The sequence below is a fragment of the Nocardia brasiliensis genome (assembly GCF_042691675.1).
Classification (GTDB): Bacteria; Actinomycetota; Actinomycetes; order Mycobacteriales; family Mycobacteriaceae; genus Nocardia; species Nocardia brasiliensis_D.
Window position 1 is genome coordinate 4142781 of the sequence record NZ_CP170507.1, and the last position, 15769, is coordinate 4158549.

Here is a 15769-nt window from a genome sequence, read left to right on the forward strand (position 1 = left end):
AACCGACCGCCCTCCTGTTGGCTACCGCGTGGAACACTTTGCGGCCGTGGTGATTCGATATGTGAAACGGATTGTGTTCTGTAACAATCTCCTTCTGGCTACCGAATGAGGGAAAAACCCGGGGTGGCCGCCGATGGTGCCGCGGGGACCGATCAGTGCAGATCGGGGGGTTTCTTCTTCTCTCCCACGGGGAGGTGCGTGTTCATGAGCTTCGAGCTCGCCGACAACGACGATCTGGACGTGCGTCGATCGCCGACCACCATGCCGCGCTCGGAGCGTGAACGCTGGCAGATGGAGTATGTAAAGCGCTTGGGCGCAACGGATTTAGGGGTGATTGTCGCGGCGATAGCGCTCGCGCAGGTCATTCGTTTCGGCGGGCCCGCCGCGCCACCGCTGGCCTGGCATCTGCCCTACGAAGTGGGCTACACGGTGGTCTCGGGGGCACTCGCGCTCACTTGGGCCGTCTTCCTCGCCGTCGGCAACACGCGGTCGCCACAGGTGGTCGGCAGCGGCACCGAGGAGTATCGGCGGTTGGTCGCGGCGACGCTGCGCCTGTTCGGCGTCCTCGCCATTGTCGCGCTGATCTTCCAGATCGAGTTCGCCCGTGGCTATTTGGCGATCGCACTACCGCTCGGTCTGTTCGGCCTGATGCTGAGCAGGTTGCTGTGGCGGATCCACGCGCGACAACTACGTGCGCGGGGGGAGTACCGTACCTCGGTCCTAGTGGTCGGCTGTGCGGAGGCGGCGCAGGCGATGGCGAACGCGTTCGCCCGCGACCCGGCCTCGGGCTACCGGGTGGTCGGTGTGTGTATCCCCAACGGGCTCAACGAGATCACCGAGTACATCCGCGACCCCTCGGGGCACACGTTCTCGGTGGTCGGCAGCGATCGCACGGTGCTCGACGCGGTCCGCCGCAGCGGCGCGGATACGGTCGCGGTCACCGCGACCGATCACCTCGGGCCGATCGAATTGCGCAGGATGGCTTGGGAACTCGACCCGCTGGGGGTGGAGCTGATCGTCGCGCCCGGCGTGGTCGATATCGCGGGTACCCGGCTGACCAATCGCTTTGTCGCGGGCGTACCGATGCTGCACATCGCCAAACCGCAATACGACCGCGCGAAGTCGACCGGCAAGGCGGTTTTCGACGTGTGCTTCGCGGCCGCGGTACTGGTGGCGATCGCGCCGACCATGCTGGCCATCGCGATGGCGGTGAAGATCACCAGTCCGGGTCCGGTGTTCTATCTGTCGGAGCGAATCGGCCGGGGCGGCAAGCCGTTCCGGATGATCAAGTTCCGCAGCATGTACGTCGAGTCGGACGCGAGCGTGGACGCGCTCATCCAGCGACACGGCGGCAACCCGGTCTTCTTCAAGATCAAGGACGATCCGCGGATCACGCCGATCGGCAAGATACTCCGCAAGTTCAGCCTGGACGAGCTGCCGCAGTTCTTCAATGTGCTGCGCGGCGAGATGAGCGTGGTCGGGCCGCGCCCGCAGGTGCAGCGCGAAGTCGACAGCTACGACGGCGAGATGCGGCGCAGGCTGCTGGTCAAGCCCGGCGTCACCGGGCTGTGGCAGGTCAGCGGCCGGTCCGACCTGTCGCCGGAAGATTCGGTGCGGCTGGATCTTTCCTACGTGGAGAACTGGTCCATGGTGCTGGATCTGCTGCTCATCGCGAAGACGATCGGCGCGGTGACCCGCGGTGCGGGCGCCTACTGAGCCGCCGGAAACTCCTCGGCCAATTCCTCGAACAGCGCGGTGTTCATGGCGAAGGCGCGCTGTCCTTCGTCGAGGACACGGCGGCGTTCCAGGTCGTCGAGCGGCAGCTGGTCGAGCAGACCGCGGTATTCGCGCTTGAACGCGGCCGGATTTCCGACGCCGTCGAAGACGTAGAAGCGGACGCCGTCGCCGCGATGCGGGAGGTTCCAGAGCTTTTCGGCGGTGCCGCGGATGACCTGGCCACCCGAGAGATCGCCGAGGTAGCGGGTGTAGTGGTGGGCGATGTAGCCGGCGGGCCAGTCGCGGGCGCACTCGTCGATGCGCGCGGCGTAGGCCGCGGTCGCGGGCAGCGGCTCCAGGCCGTCACGCCACTGCGGGCCGATCAGGTGCGCCAGGTCGCGCTCGAGTTCGGCGGTGCGGGCCAGCTCGGGGCGGATGAACGGCCCGGCGATCGGATCCGCGGCGAGGGTGTCCCAGCGGTCCTCGAGTGCGCGGTAGATGAACCAGAGTTGACCGGTGTAGCGGTGATACGAGTCGACGCCGAGCGCGCCGCCGAGCATGTCGCTCATGAAACGCGAGTTCTCCGCGTCCGCGTGCTGCTGCTCGGTTGCGCTGCGGATCTGCTTCGAGAACGGTGTTGCCTCCGACATATCCGAACCACCTCACCCGATCGCCCGCAGGCCGCCTTCGGCGATGGCGACCCTAACCAGCTGGTTTGACGATACCGGTTTCCGGTGCGCGACGCACGGACCCGCTCACTGAATGGGCGGCGGCCTGCGGCGACGGTTGGGCCGGATCCGGCGCACGATCGGGCGGCGAAGCGAACCGAACCGGCGCAGGATGCGCGGCCGCCGGACGGTCCGGTCGAACCATTCGCCGAGGGTGACACCGGCGGCCAGCGCGCAGCCGACGCCGAACGCCAGCAGCAGTTGGTTGGCGCCGAGCACCAGCTCGTCGTTGAGGACCGCGTACAGACCGCGGTACAGCTTGAGGCCGGGCAACAGCGGGGTGATGCCCGCGACGGCGACGACCAGCGGGGGAGTCAGCGCGCGCCGCGCCATCAGACCACCGGCCATGCCGATCACGCTGGCGGCGACGCCCGAGGAGAGCACCGGGCCGAACCCGATCTGCTGCACCAGTAGATAGCAGATCGTGCCTGCGGCGCCACTGCCCGCCGCGGCGGCGAGGGCGCGTTTCTCGGCATAGCAGGCGAGGGCGAAGGCGAGCGCCGCGACGGCACCGGCCACGATCTGGACCGGCAGGTCGATGATGTCGTTCGACGGTGTCACCAGGATCGGCGGCACCGTGGCGTCGAGGAGCCAGCCGATGCGCAGCGCGAGCGCGATGCCCGCGATGATGCCGCCCGTCATCATCATCACCTCGAGCATGCGCGCCGTCGAGGTGATCGGCGCTCCGGTTATGCCGTCCTGCACCGCGCCGACCAGTTGTAATCCACTGAGCAGCACGGTGATTCCGGCCGCGATGATCAGCGCCGGATCCACCTCGATGCCGAGCGGGCCCGCCAGGGTGGCGAGCACCACGGCGGGAGTGGCGGCGATCGCGCCACCCACCATGTGCTGGAAGAAGAATGGCAGACCGTAGCGGTTGAGCACGCGATTGACCCGGTCGATCGCCAGCGTGGTGACGAAACTGACTGCGGCGACGACGATTCCGCCGCCCAGCAGCGCGGCGATCGCGGCCGCGAGCAGCGACCAGCCGAAGGTGGCGGTCCAGCGGTGGTAGGGGTGCGGTGCGGAGGTGATCGCGTCGAGTGCGGCGCGGGCGTCCTCCGGTGGGACCACCTCGTTGCGGATGCGCCGGGTGAGCCGGTCGACGGCGGCGAGCCGGGTGAAGTCGAGCGACCGGTAGTGCACGATCCGCATGGTGCTGGCCGGTGGTAGCAGTGGACCCCGGTCGGCCCAGATCCTGATGGCGTCGTAGGTCACGTCGATATTGCAGCGAGCCAGGCCGTAGGTGGCGGCGATGAATCGGACCTGGGTGGTCGTATCGATCACGCCGGTGCCCGAGGCCAGCACCACCTCACCGACCCGGACCGCCAGGTCCAGCACCTCGGCGACCCGCGCGTCATCGGTGAGATCGATCGGCTGCAGCGGGGAGGGGGCCGCGACGATCGTGTCCGCGGTCGCGGGCCGATCGGCCACCAGCAGTCCGACCGCCTGGCTCACCACCGGCATCCGCCGTCCGCGCCGGAACAGCCGCCGCCGACCGAGATGATCGACCCGGGTGTCCGTGTTGTCGCCTCCCGGCAGCGTGCCTGAATCCATGCACGCGAACGTAGTCACCTTCCGGCGACCTTCGCATCCGGGCTGGCACACCGGCCCGCGTAGCGCGTGTCGGGGGCGGACGCCGTCCGCCCGGACACCGCCATCGACGTGGTCACCCCCTTCGAAGAAACGCACTACGGAAGGAGGAAATGACCGTCCGCGACCCTGACGGCCGCGTCTGGCCTGCAAGCACCAATCGAAAGCTGAACGATCCCGAGCAGGGACGCAACCTCAGCTCGCCCGCGTGGCGGTCGGTACTAGCTTCTAAGCGCGCTGACGTCGGTGAAGGCTCCGTCGACAAGGAGCGGGACTGCGTTGCTTGCGTCGAGTTCGGTGGCTATGGCGACGTCGTCTGGGAATCCGGCTGTTGCGAGTTCTCGGCCGGAGGCGCAGTGCGTGATCATTGCGGGGATGTTGTCGGTGCCGTCGTGGGAATCCTTGGCGGCGAGGGCTTCCGGGGAGAGCGGGCCGGTTTCGTGGGCTGCGAGGGCGGATGTGACGGCGCCGGCGCCGAGCCAATCTTCTACTGCGGGGCGTAGAACGTTCTGGCCTGGCCAGTGTTCGCCTGCCGCGATGACGGTGACCGGGTGATCGACGGAGCCCCAGCCTTGTTGTGCGATCCAGCGAGCCACCGCAGTTGCGTTCCTAAGGCATGCGGCGACTACCGGGACGCCGGTTACAGCGGCCGAGATGGCTGAACCGTTGGGCGACGGCAACACCAGACGTGGCGTGGCGGGCGCGCGGCGTAGTGCTGCGGGGGACAAGGACCAAGGTTGGTCTGCCGACACCGCTCGGCGGCCGACCGCCAGCACCGCATCCGCTTCAGCGGCGAACTCGGCGGCCGCTCCGTCGCGCCAGGGATATGGCAGAACTTGCGTTCCGGCGTCGACTGCGACGCTCACCGACGTGGTGAAGGACAGGACGTCGACGACGACAACGCAGGCACTGTGCGGCCCCAGTGCCCGCGCGCCTGCCAGCCCCCAGTCGAGTCGTACGCCCCACGACCGCTGCCTCGACCAATCGACGTCGGTCATAGTTGCCCCTTCTTCGGAAACGTATCCGGCGTCGACAATAAGGCCGACACCAGTCGGCAAGGCCATCGGCGAGGTCGGATACGGCTGGCCCGGCACGGGTCGCGCACCCGTCGTACGCGTGTGAGTATCATTGCCGCTGAGGCTAATTCGGTTGCTCTGCCCGGCTCGGCGGGCGACTATTTCGGGATGCGCTTCTCGATCAACATTCCGAACTTCGGGGACTTCGCCGATGCCAGGACGGTGGCGATGGTCGCCACGGCGGCCGAGGAGGCTGGTTGGGACGCGTTGTTCGTCTGGGACCATGTGGTGCTCGATAAGGCGGAGCGTCGGGATCAGCCGTTCGGGGATCCGTGGATGCTGTTGACCGCGGCGGCGTTGGCGACTTCCCGCATCAAGCTGGGCACTCTCGTCACTCCGGTGGCGCGCCGGCGGCCGGAACAGCTCGCCCGCCAGGTGGCCACCCTGGATTCGCTCAGCGGCGGAAGGGTTATTTTCAGCGCTGGTCTCGGTGGGCCGATTGCGGATGAATTCGGTAGTTTCGGGGACACCACCGACCCGGTCGTGCTGGCCGAGCGGCTGGACGAAGGTCTGGAACTGTTGCGGCGCTACTGGTCTGGCGAGCGCGTCGACCATGATGGACGGCATTACCGAGTCCGGGACGTCACGCTGCTGCCCGCCACCACCCAGCGCCCTCGTCCACCGGTGTGGATCGCCGGATTCTGGCCGCATCGCCGACCGATTCGCCGAGCCGCCCATTGGGACGGTGTGGTCCCGCTGTTCACCACAGCCGGTCATGGCCGGCTACCACCGCTCGATCAGGTCCGCGACTTGGTTGCCGAAGTCCACCACCACCGAAAAGACCCGGGCACCCCGTTCGAGGTAGTCCTCGGCGGTGTCAGCCCAGGCGACCCCGCCAAAGCACGCGATCTGATCGCCCCATTCGCCGACGCCGGCGCAACCTGGTGGGACGAGCGACAACTCATGACCACCAACGCACTCCACCGCCTCGCACCGGTCATGCGGCGCATCAACCAGGGCCCACCTGCCCTGTAAGCGTTTGTCCGCAGGGTAACCGCAAGATCAGTGAACCCCCGCCGACTAGCGGGGGTTCCCGATCGCTGTGGGATTCGGACCTATCCGCGCTCGAACACGCTCGCATCGTCGAGCATCGCCGCGCGCAGCATGGATTCCGGGACACCCATTCCCTCGACGAGGGTGAGTGCCTGGGGGCGGAGACGATCGACGAGCTCATTCACGCCCCGCCGAACCGCTTTCGCGCGTTCGACGGACATGAAGCGGTGCATGATGTACCACGCCTGGTTCTCCTCCAGCGTCGAGTAGACGTAGAGGTCGCAGACGCTTTCGGCGAGCGTCCGGGCGTCCGGGTCCTGAATCCCCTCGATGCCCTCGATGAAAGCCTCCAGCGTCAGCCGATCGATGTGCGCGGTACCCGCGGCGAGGATGTGGTCCTGGGCGTTGTTGAAGGCTTCGAACGGGCTGGTGTCCTTCGCGCGGGCGCGCAGCCGGTGACCGGCGGTGCGCACGAGGTATTCCTCCCGATCGGCGAACAGTTGCAGTTGGACCGAGCGACGGGCCAGGTCACCGTCGTCGACGGAGTCGTTCGAGCCGTCGCGCAGCCGCTGGATCAGCTGACGCACGCCGGTGACCTTACGTACCTCGTCACCCGCCATGGTGGCGGCGAACTTCACCCAGCCGAGCGCGTCCAGGTCGCGGACCTCGTCGGAGTACGCGGTGAGCAGTTCCTTCGCGACGAGTTGGGTGAGCACCACATTGTCGCCCTCGAAGGTGGTGAACACATCGGTGTCCGCCTTGAGCGTGACGAGCCGGTTCTCGGTCAAATAGCCTGCGCCGCCGCACGCTTCGCGGCACTCCTGGATGGCGCGGGTGGCATGGCGGGTCTGCGCGACCTTCAGGCCGGCGGCCCGCTTCTCCAGTGCCCGTTGCGAACTCGGGTTGAGATCCTGGCCGGTCTGCACCAGGTGCATCCGGCGTACCAGATCGTTCTGCGCGAACGCGAGGGCGTATGTCTTGGCGACCAGGGGGAGTAGCCGCCGCTGGTGGCTGCGGTAGTCGAGCAAAACCGTTTCCTGCCCGCTGTCCGGGTCGGCGAACTGTCTGCGCTTCTCCGCGTACCGGATGGCGATGCTCAGCGCGACCCTGGTACCGGCGGCCGCGGCGCCACCGACGCTGACCCGCCCGCGCACCAGGGTGCCGAGTGTGGTGAAGAAGCGGCGGCTCGGGTTCTCGATCTCGGAGCTGTAGGTGCCGTCCGGGGCGACGTCGGCGTAGCGATTGAGCAGGTTCTCGCGCGGCACGCGGACGTGGTCGAACACGATGCGTCCGTTGTCGACGCCGGGCAGTCCACCCTTGAGTCCGTCGTCGAAGGTGGTCACGCCGGGCAGATCGGCGCCGTTCTCGTCGCGGATCGGCACCAGCAGGCAGTGCACGCCGCGACCCGCACCCTGGGTGATCAACTGCGCGAAAACCGCTGCCATTCGCGCGTGTTCGGCCGCGCCGCCGATGTAGTCCTTGCGCGCCGACGGCGTCGGCGAGTGGATCACGAATTCCTGCGTGTCCGGGTCGTAGGTGGCGGTGGTCTCCAGGTGGGCGACGTCGCTGCCGTGCCCGGACTCGGTCATCGCGAAACAGCCGAGCAGATCCAGCGAGATGAGTTGCTTGATGTACTCGCGATGCCGCTCGGTACCCAGATTCTCGACCGCCCCACCGAACAGGCCCCACTGCACACCGGCCTTCACCCACAGCGACAGATCCGCGTAGGCGAGCATCTCCAGCCCGGTCACCGCCGCGCCCGGCTCGCTGGTCCCGCCGTTCTCCCGCCGGAAACCGCGCTCGGCGTAGCCCATCGTGGCGATCACCCGCATCTGGTCGAGCACCCGCGCGCGGGCCGCTTTGTAGTCGAGGTACGGGTCGCCGGCGAACTTGTCGTCCGCGAGCTGGACCCGCGCCTCCTCCCGGACTGCTCCCCACGGTCCGTCCAGTGCTGCGCGTAGGTGATCCGCCGTCGTTGCGGTGCCGGTAGTCATAACTCGACATTAGCCCGCACCGCGCCGAGCAAACCGTGACTGTTGACACGACATTCCGGGCAGGGCTCTTGTGGCAGATTGAACGAGTGTTTAATATATTGAACATGTGTTTAACCAACAGCCCGTACCGCAAGGACCCGCCGAGGATCTGACGACGGCGGCCCGGATCCGCGATGCCGCGATCGAAGTGTTCGGCGAGCACGGATTTCAAGTCGGAGTCCGTGCGATCGCCAAGGCGGCAGGGATCTCCCCGGGATTGGTGAACCATCACTTCGGCTCCAAGGACGGCTTGCGGGCGGTCTGTGACGAGCGCGTGTTGCAGCTGATCCGGGAGGCGAAGGCCAAGGCGATCACCGCGGACAGCGTCTCCAAGGGGATGCTCGCCGCGATGGCCGACATCGAGGAATACGGCCCCTTGGTCGCCTACATGGTGCGCAGCTTGCAGGCCGGTGGACCGATGGCGGAATCCCTTCTGGAACACATGATTTCCGATGCCGAGGTGTACATCCAGGCCGGCGTCGACGCGGGGACCATCAAGCCGAGCCGCGATCCCGCGGCACGTGCCAAATACCTCATGTTGCTCAACGTCGGCGCGACCGTCCTCTACATGCAGATGCGCACGCAGCGCGGGGAAAAGCTCGACTACCGCAAAGCCATTCGGGAGCTCACGGAGGAGCTCACCGCACCCGCCCTGGAGATGTACACCCAGGGCCTACTCACCGACCCCACGATTTTGGACACATTCACCAAGGAGACCTGATGTCCGACATCATCGAAGTCCGCGATCTTCGCAAATCCTTCGGCCACGTCGCAGCACTGGACGGACTGAATCTCACTGTCGGAGAAGGCGAGATCCACGGCTTCCTCGGTCCCAACGGCGCGGGCAAGTCGACCACCATCCGGGTGCTGCTCGGCATTCTGCGCGCCACCGCAGGCCGAGTTGAACTGTTCGGCCGTAACCCGTGGACCGATGCGGTCGCGTTGCATCACGAACTCGCCTATGTGCCAGGCGATGTCACGCTGTGGCCGTCGCTGTCCGGTGGCGAGACGATCGACCTGTTGGCTCGCATGCGCGGCGGCATCAATGCCGAGCGCCGGGCGGAGCTGATCGAACGATTCGACCTCGATCCGCGCAAGAAGGCCCGAACCTACTCCAAGGGCAACCGGCAGAAGGTCGCGTTGATCTCCGCGCTGGCCTCCGACGTCCGCCTGCTGCTGCTCGACGAACCGACTTCCGGCCTGGATCCGTTGATGGAGCAGGTCTTCCGGGAATGCGTCCAGGAAGCCAATCAGCGCGGCGCCACCGTGCTGTTGTCCAGCCACATCCTCTCCGAAGTCGAGGCGCTCTGCGACCGGGTGACCATCATCCGGGCCGGGCGCACCGTGGAGAGCGGCACCCTGGCCGATCTGCGCCACCTGTCGCGCACTTCGATCACCGCCGAATTGCTCGGCGACCCAGGCGATCTCAGTCGGATCCAGGGCGTCGAGGACATCGAGCGGGACGGCTCGACGCTGCGCTGCCAGGTGGACGGTGAACATCTCGGCGAGCTGATCCGAGTGCTCGGCGACACCGGGGTGCGCAGCCTGACCAGTGCGCCGCCGACGCTGGAAGAACTCTTCATGCGGCACTACCACGTCGACGGCGAGACCTCCGGGTCGGCCGCGAAGCGCGCGGCGAAGAATGGGGAGAAGGTGCGCGCATGACAACCATCGCTGCCGAGCGTGCCCCCGCGGCACCGGTTTTCGGCCACTCCAGCGATTTCGCGGGTACCGGGCAGCTGCTGCGGCTGTACCTGCGCCGAGATCGCATCGTGCTCCCGCTGTGGTCATTGCTGATCGGTCTGATGCCCGCGTTCCAGGTCGCGAGCATCAAGGGCCTCTACGACACGACGGCCGAGTTGGACAATTTCGCCAAGACCACCGCCGACAGTCCGGCACTGCTGGCTATGTACGGGCCGGTGTTCAGCACCGAACTCGGCTCGATCGGCACCTGGAAAGCCGGTGCCATGTACACGATGATCGCGATCGCCACGGTGCTCACGGTCATCAGGCACACCCGAGTCGAAGAGGAAACCGGGCGCGCGGAATTGGTGGGCGCCACCAGCATCGGCCGCTACGCCGGGCTCACCGCCGCGCTGACCACGACCTACCTCGGTTCGGTCATCGCCGGAATCGTTTGTGCCGTCGCGCTATACGGCAACGACCTGCCTGCGATGGGCTCGCTCGGCTGGGGCAGCGCCCTGGCCATGTCCGGAATCGTCTGGGGTTCGGTCGCCGCGGTCGCCGCCCAGGTGAGCTCCGGCGCGCGCATTGCCCGCGGGATCGCGTTCGGCGCGCTCGGCGCCGCGTTCGCGTTTCGTGCCGTCGGCGACGCCGGAAACGGGGTGCTCTCCTGGTTCTCGCCGGTTGGCTGGTGCCTGCAATTGCGCCCGTACGCGTCCGAACGCTGGTGGGTGCTGATCCCCCTGCTGGCGGTCGCGGTCGTCGGGACCGCGACGGCCTACGCGCTGCTGCGCACCCGCGATACCGGTTCCGGTCTGGTGGCCGAACGCCCCGGCCCACCGGCCGCTGACTCGGTCCTTGCCGGACCGCTCGGACTGGCCTGGCGGCTGCAACGCGGGACACTGCTGGCGTGGAGCATCGGCTTCACCCTGTACGGGCTGCTGATCGGCGGTGCCGTGAACAGCGTCGGCAACATGCTCGACGGCAGCCAGACCATCCGCGACCTCATCTCGCGGATGGGCGGTTCGGATATGCTGCAGAACTCCTTCGTCACCTACGCGATCACCATGCTCGCCGCCGCGGCCGCCGCGTACTCGATCTCGGCGACCTTGCGGCTGCACGAGGAGGAGACGAGTTCGCGCGCCGAGACCACGCTGTCCGGCTCGGTCGGCCGCACGCGATACGCGTTGAGCCACATCGGCTTCGCGCTGTTCGGCCCGGCGGCCGCGCTGCTCGTCGCGGGTGCGGCGATCGGCATCGTCTACGGTGCGGCGTCGGGCGATCTGGGTGAGAAGCTGCCGCAGGCGATCGGCGCCGCCGCCGTACAGGTGCCCGCGGTATGGGTCGTCACCGGAATCGCGGTGGCGCTCTACGGCCTCCTGCCGCGGTTCGCCCCGGTCGCCTGGGGCGTGCTCAGTGCCATGGTGGTGATCTTCTTCGTCGGCTCGCTCGACGGGCTGCCGCAAGGGATTGTCGACCTGGTGCCGTTCATCCATCCGCCCAAACTGCCCGGCTCGGAATTCCATGCCGCGCCGGTGCTCTGGCTGCTGGCGATCGCGGCAGCGCTGCTCGCGGTAGGCATCGCCGCCTTCCGCAGGCGCGACCTGCGCTGAACCGGCAAGGCGCGCGGCCCATGCCCAGTGTTGTGCGTGGGTCGCGCGCGGTATTCCGTGGGTGCCTTGGCCGCGGCGAATCAGCTGACGTCTGCGTCGAGGCCGAGCTTTTCGGCGAGCCGGGTGAGGTAGCCGTGTACTTCGTCTGCCGTGCGGTCGGGCGTGCCGAAAATGACCTCGGTGACCCCGTATTCGGCCCACTGCGCCAGCTGTTCGGCATTGTGGCGACCGGCCAGAGCGATGATCTCGGGTGCGCCCGCGCGGTCGTGCTCGCGCCAGACCCGGTGTAGCAGTTCGATCTTCGTGGGCAAACCGTCTTCGGTCGGGGTGGTGATCCAGCCGTCGGCATTTTTGGCCAGCCAAGTGAACGACTTTTCGGTGCCCGCGGCGCCGAGTAGCACCGGGATGTTCTTCTGCACCGGCTTCGGCCATGACCAACTGGCCCCGAAGTTCACGAACTCGCCGGTGAAACTGGCCTCCTCCTCGGTCCAAATGGCGCGGATCGCGTCCAAGTGCTCGCGCAGCACCGTCCTGCGCTTGCCCGCGGGCACGCCGTGGTGGGCGAGTTCATCGGTGTTCCAGCCGAATCCGACGCCGAGACTGACCCGGCCGCCGGACAGATGGTCCAGCGAGGCAATGGTCTTGGCCAGCGTGATCGGATGATGCTCGGCGGGCAACGCCACCGCTGTCGACAATCCGATTCGTTCCGTCACGGCGGCCGCGGTGGCCAGCGCCACCCACGGGTCGAGGGTGCGCAGATACCGGTCGTCCGGCAGGCTCGCGTCACCGGTCCGGGGATGCGCCGCCGCGCGGACCACCGGGATATGGGTGTGTTCCGGCACGTAGAACGTGTGGAAACCGGCATCCTCGGCGGCCTTCGCGGCCGCTGCGGGGGTAATGCCCCGATCGCTGGTGAACAAGACAATCCCGTACCGCACCGTACGCGCTCCCATCGCCGAAACTAGAACAAGTTCTACCATCTTTCCTTGGTCGGCACCAAGGTTTGGCGTGTACCGCCGGTCAGCGCCAACGCCACCCAGCACAGCGCGAGCACCATCGCGACGGCCGCGGCCGCGCCGCCGAGAATGTCGGTGGGCAGGTGGTAATCGAGGCCGATCATGCCGATCGCCGCCGCGCATTGCGCCAGCACAGCTACTACGAGCGCGATGATCCGAGCTCGCCGGGAATCGACCAGCACGATGAACGCGGTGGCGATCGCGATCAGATGCACGGTGTGACCGCTCGGATAGGCGAGGTAGTCGTGCAGCTGCCGGTTCCAGAGCGGTTTCCACAGCCAGGTATTGAGGCCGAGGGCGAGTTCGGGAACCACGAGCATGATCGCGGCGCGCCGCCACTCGCCCCGATAGCCGAACCATGCGCACGCGAACAGCAACAGCGGCAGCAGGATGTAGGCATTGCTGGGAATCACCAGCGCCTGATAGATGCCGGGGCTGGTGTCGAGGGTCGAGTGGATCGGTGCGGCAAGTGCGCGATCGAGCGCTGTCGGGCCGCCGTCGGCGGGAAAGGTCGCGGGCAGCAGGCCCGCGACAGCGCAGCCCAGCGCGATCCCGCCGAGCCGGAACGCGCTGCCGGGGATGACGTCTCGCCGTAGTCCGAACACCGGACGACGATAGTCACTGGCAGATTCTTGCTAGGCGACCACGGGTGTGTCGGACTAGGCTGTGGGAGAAGTCAATGGTCATTCCACCGCAATCTGCTCCGAAACCGCTCACCGTCGAAACCGCCGCTAGGCAGGTCAACTCGGAGATTTGCTGAACGCTCCGCGACGTCGTGCGGACTTGGTATGGTCGAGTCGATCGGTGAACATTTGGGTTCACCAATCGAAATCTCGGCTCGGTCGGCCTGAAAGCAATGTGGCTCGGGTGTATTTCTTGCGGTCGTCTGGGCCGAGGGAGTGACTGAGAGGTACCCCATGGTGGGCGATGATGCCCGGCCTACGCTGGCCGGAACCTATCGGCTTCCGACGATCGTCGGGCGGGCGGCAGAGCTCGCCGAGCTCGGCAGACTGCTCGTCGATCCTCGGGTCCGGCTGCTCACGCTCACCGGGACCGCAGGTGTCGGCAAGACCAGGCTAGCTCGAGAGGCGCTGTCGGACAGCGCATTCCACGGATGCCTCGATGCGATGATCGATCTCGGCGACTGCGCCGATCGGGCGGCCGCGTGGAACGCGGTGCTCGCCACCGCGAGTTACCGGCCGCTGGCCCCCGCGTACCCGCCGCTCGACCCCGCCGAGGCATTGGCGGTGCTGGCGTCCAGGATCGGCAGCTGCCGGGCAATCCTATTGCTGGACAACTGCGATCGCGTGGTCGCACAGATATCTACCGATGTGGCGTGGCTGTTGGAGCACTGTCCGCATCTGGTGGTCGTGGCGACCAGTCGGATCCCATTGAATCTGTACCGCGAATGTGTGCTGTGCGTGCGGCCGTTGCGCACCGACTGCGGCGGGGGAGACTATTACCCCGGCTCCTCACCCGCCGCACAGCTGTTGCTCGACAGCATCGACAGCCACTACCGAGGGTCGGCCGCGGTGGCCGACCGGCTGGTCCTCGACGAGATCGCCCGCGAACTCGGCGGCGTGCCACTGGCCATCGAGCTGGCGGCCGGTTCGATCACCAGGATCGGCCCCGCGCGCACCCTGCACCGCATCAAAGCAGGCGTCGATCTCGAGTCGCCGTGCTTCGTCGACGTGCCCGCCCGGCATCGGACGCTGCACGCTGCGGTCGAATGGGGCCTCGGCGACATCGACGCCGCCTTGCTCGACCTGCTGTTACGGCTTTCCTTGTGCGAGTCGGTGATCGATACCGACGTCGCCTGCCTGGTGACCGGGAGCACCGAGGAGGAGACCGCGACCGCCTTGGCCGAGCTGGTCCAGCGCAGCCTGCTCGACCACACGGCCAGCGGGACGCACGGGCACGGCTACCGGCTCTTCGCCACCGTGCGCGCCTACTGCCGCCAGGTGCTCGGTGCGGACCCGGTGCGCGCCAAAGCGATTCGCGCGGACCACGTGGACCGCCTCGCGCGGCTGGCCGAGCTCATCGGGCCCCGGTTCGACCAGCACGAGCATCGGGCGGCCGCGCTGGCCGCCGCGGGCAAGCGGATCGTGGACTTCCTTGCGGCAGTGCACTATTTGATCGACACAGGGCAGCCGGAACGGGCCGTCCGGCTGGCGGCCCATCTGGAATCGGCGTGGATCCAGCACGGCTACCAGTCCGAACTGGAGACGGTGCTGGCGAAGGCGCTGAAGATGAGCGACCGCGGCACACTGGCGCCCGGCGTGACGGCGCCGCTGTGTCTCGAGGTTCTCGGACTCTGGGCCGGACGGTCGGGGCGACTACGGCGAGCGGTCGACCTGTTGACGAGTTCGGCTGCCGCCTATCGCCGTTTCGACAAGCACGTCGACGCGGCCCGGGTCGCGGTGGTGCTCGCGGTGGCGCTGACCGCCGTCGGGGACCGTGCGGCCGCCAGAGCTGAGCTGCGCCTGGCCGCCCGTCATATCGACGAGCTCGGCGGGCCGTGGCCGGGCCGACTGCACGGCTCCGTCACGCTGCTCCAGATCCCGTATCCGCCGACGCGGGACGCCGACGTCTGGGCGCAGATGCGCGATCGGGTCCGGCAACTGGACAGCACGGCGCGGCTGATCGGTCTGAATACCTTGGCGCGCACGCAGATCGGGCCGCGGACCGCAGACCGCGCCCAGGCGCTCTACCGCGAGAATTTGGATGACGACGATCTGGGCACGCATGTGCTGCAGGCGATCATCGCGTTGGAGGGCTGCGCCATGGCCTACGATGCGGCCGGTGTCGAGTACGCCGAGCCGACGTTGACGCTGATGCTGGCGGCCCGGCAACTGCGGGCCGAGCACGGCATACCGCAACTGGGCCAAGGTGATCCGGCCGCCCGCGAAACAGAGCACAGAAACGCCCTCGGCGAAAACAAGTTTCGCGAAATCATGCGGGCGGCGGGGGAGATGACCCTGGCGGACGCGGTGGCCTACGCCTGCGCGGGCCCGATCTTGCCGAACCCCGACGACTCCCCGCTGGCCGCGCTGACCAACCGCCAGCGCGAGATCGCCAGATTGGTGGCCACCGGCATGACCAACCGGATGATCGCCACCCAGTTGGGAATCTCGGAGTGGACGGTCGTCAATCACGTCCGGCAGGTGATGCTCAAGCTGGACTGTCCATCCCGGTTGCATGTCGCGCTGCTGGTGGAACGCGACTCCCAACACGCCGGGGATGGTACGGGCAGGCCGGAACCCACGGTCGACGATCAGCCCGTGCTGCCGGGCGTCACGGTGGCACGCAAGGGGTAGC

At 67.5% G+C, this 15769-nt stretch carries 12 protein-coding genes; 6 read left to right on the top strand and 6 right to left on the bottom strand.

The genetic code is table 11. The features are described from left to right. Positions 1–204: 204 nt before the first annotated feature. Entirely contained in the window at positions 205–1716 is a 1512-nt protein-coding gene (locus ACFK0J_RS19090) for a sugar transferase (RefSeq protein ID WP_378742167.1), read from the top strand. Here the strand turns inward: ACFK0J_RS19090 and ACFK0J_RS19095 are convergent. The 3 genes from ACFK0J_RS19095 to ACFK0J_RS19105 all read right to left on the bottom strand — a co-directional run bounded on the left by ACFK0J_RS19095 (position 1710) and on the right by ACFK0J_RS19105 (position 5035). Beyond that, positions 1710–2366, bottom strand: a complete 657-nt coding sequence (locus ACFK0J_RS19095; RefSeq protein ID WP_378742169.1) for a heme oxygenase (biliverdin-producing) — start codon at positions 2364–2366, stop codon at positions 1710–1712. The genes ACFK0J_RS19090 and ACFK0J_RS19095 overlap by 7 nt on opposite strands. A gap of 105 nt (positions 2367–2471) precedes the next feature. Beyond that, positions 2472–3911, bottom strand: coding sequence for a threonine/serine exporter ThrE family protein (locus tag ACFK0J_RS19100; RefSeq protein WP_378742907.1), 1440 nt, complete (start codon positions 3909–3911; stop codon positions 2472–2474). A gap of 347 nt (positions 3912–4258) precedes the next feature. Continuing rightward, positions 4259–5035 carry a 2-phosphosulfolactate phosphatase gene (locus tag ACFK0J_RS19105; RefSeq protein ID WP_378742171.1) on the bottom strand — a complete coding sequence of 259 codons (777 nt, stop codon included), beginning with the start codon at positions 5033–5035 and terminating at the stop codon, positions 4259–4261. 120 nt (positions 5036–5155) lie between these two features. On the opposite strand from ACFK0J_RS19105, the gene ACFK0J_RS19110 reads away from it, so the two are divergent. Next, positions 5156–6088, top strand: a complete 933-nt coding sequence (locus ACFK0J_RS19110) for an LLM class flavin-dependent oxidoreductase (RefSeq protein ID WP_378742174.1) — start codon at positions 5156–5158, stop codon at positions 6086–6088. Between the two features lie 80 nt (positions 6089–6168). On the opposite strand, the gene ACFK0J_RS19115 is transcribed toward ACFK0J_RS19110, so the two are convergent. Further along, positions 6169–8100 (bottom strand): acyl-CoA dehydrogenase, encoded by a 1932-nt coding sequence (locus ACFK0J_RS19115; RefSeq protein WP_378742177.1) that lies wholly within the window; start codon positions 8098–8100, stop codon positions 6169–6171. 106 nt (positions 8101–8206) lie between these two features. On the opposite strand from ACFK0J_RS19115, the gene ACFK0J_RS19120 reads away from it, so the two are divergent. Genes ACFK0J_RS19120 through ACFK0J_RS19130 form a run of 3 tightly spaced genes read left to right on the top strand, consistent with a single transcriptional unit; the run spans position 8207 to position 11435 of the window. Next, positions 8207–8860: a TetR family transcriptional regulator gene (locus ACFK0J_RS19120; RefSeq protein WP_378742179.1), complete on the top strand. Its 654-nt coding sequence runs from the start codon at positions 8207–8209 to the stop codon at positions 8858–8860. Next, a complete protein-coding gene (locus tag ACFK0J_RS19125; RefSeq protein ID WP_378742181.1) occupies positions 8860–9804 on the top strand; it encodes an ATP-binding cassette domain-containing protein in 945 nt (314 codons plus the stop codon). Before ACFK0J_RS19120 ends, ACFK0J_RS19125 begins: the two co-directional genes overlap by 1 nt. Then, a complete protein-coding gene (locus ACFK0J_RS19130; protein ID WP_378742183.1) occupies positions 9801–11435 on the top strand; it encodes an ABC transporter permease in 1635 nt (544 codons plus the stop codon). The genes ACFK0J_RS19125 and ACFK0J_RS19130 overlap by 4 nt, the downstream gene beginning before the upstream one ends. An 80-nt stretch (positions 11436–11515) precedes the next feature. Here the strand turns inward: ACFK0J_RS19130 and ACFK0J_RS19135 are convergent, their stop codons facing one another. Both ACFK0J_RS19135 and ACFK0J_RS19140 read right to left on the bottom strand, forming a co-directional pair. Continuing rightward, on the bottom strand, positions 11516–12373 hold the full coding sequence (locus ACFK0J_RS19135; RefSeq protein ID WP_378742909.1) for a TIGR03619 family F420-dependent LLM class oxidoreductase: 858 nt from the start codon (positions 12371–12373) through the stop codon (positions 11516–11518). A gap of 35 nt (positions 12374–12408) precedes the next feature. Continuing rightward, complete coding sequence (locus tag ACFK0J_RS19140) at positions 12409–13056, bottom strand: phosphatase PAP2 family protein (protein WP_378742185.1); 648 nt, start codon at positions 13054–13056, stop codon at positions 12409–12411. Between the two features lie 312 nt (positions 13057–13368). Here ACFK0J_RS19140 and ACFK0J_RS19145 point away from each other — a divergent pair, with 312 nt between their 5' ends. Further along, the gene (locus ACFK0J_RS19145; protein WP_378742188.1) at positions 13369–15768 is read left to right on the top strand and encodes an ATP-binding protein; all 2400 of its coding nucleotides are present in this window, start codon (positions 13369–13371) and stop codon (positions 15766–15768) included. The last annotated feature ends 1 nt before the right edge of the window (position 15769 follow it).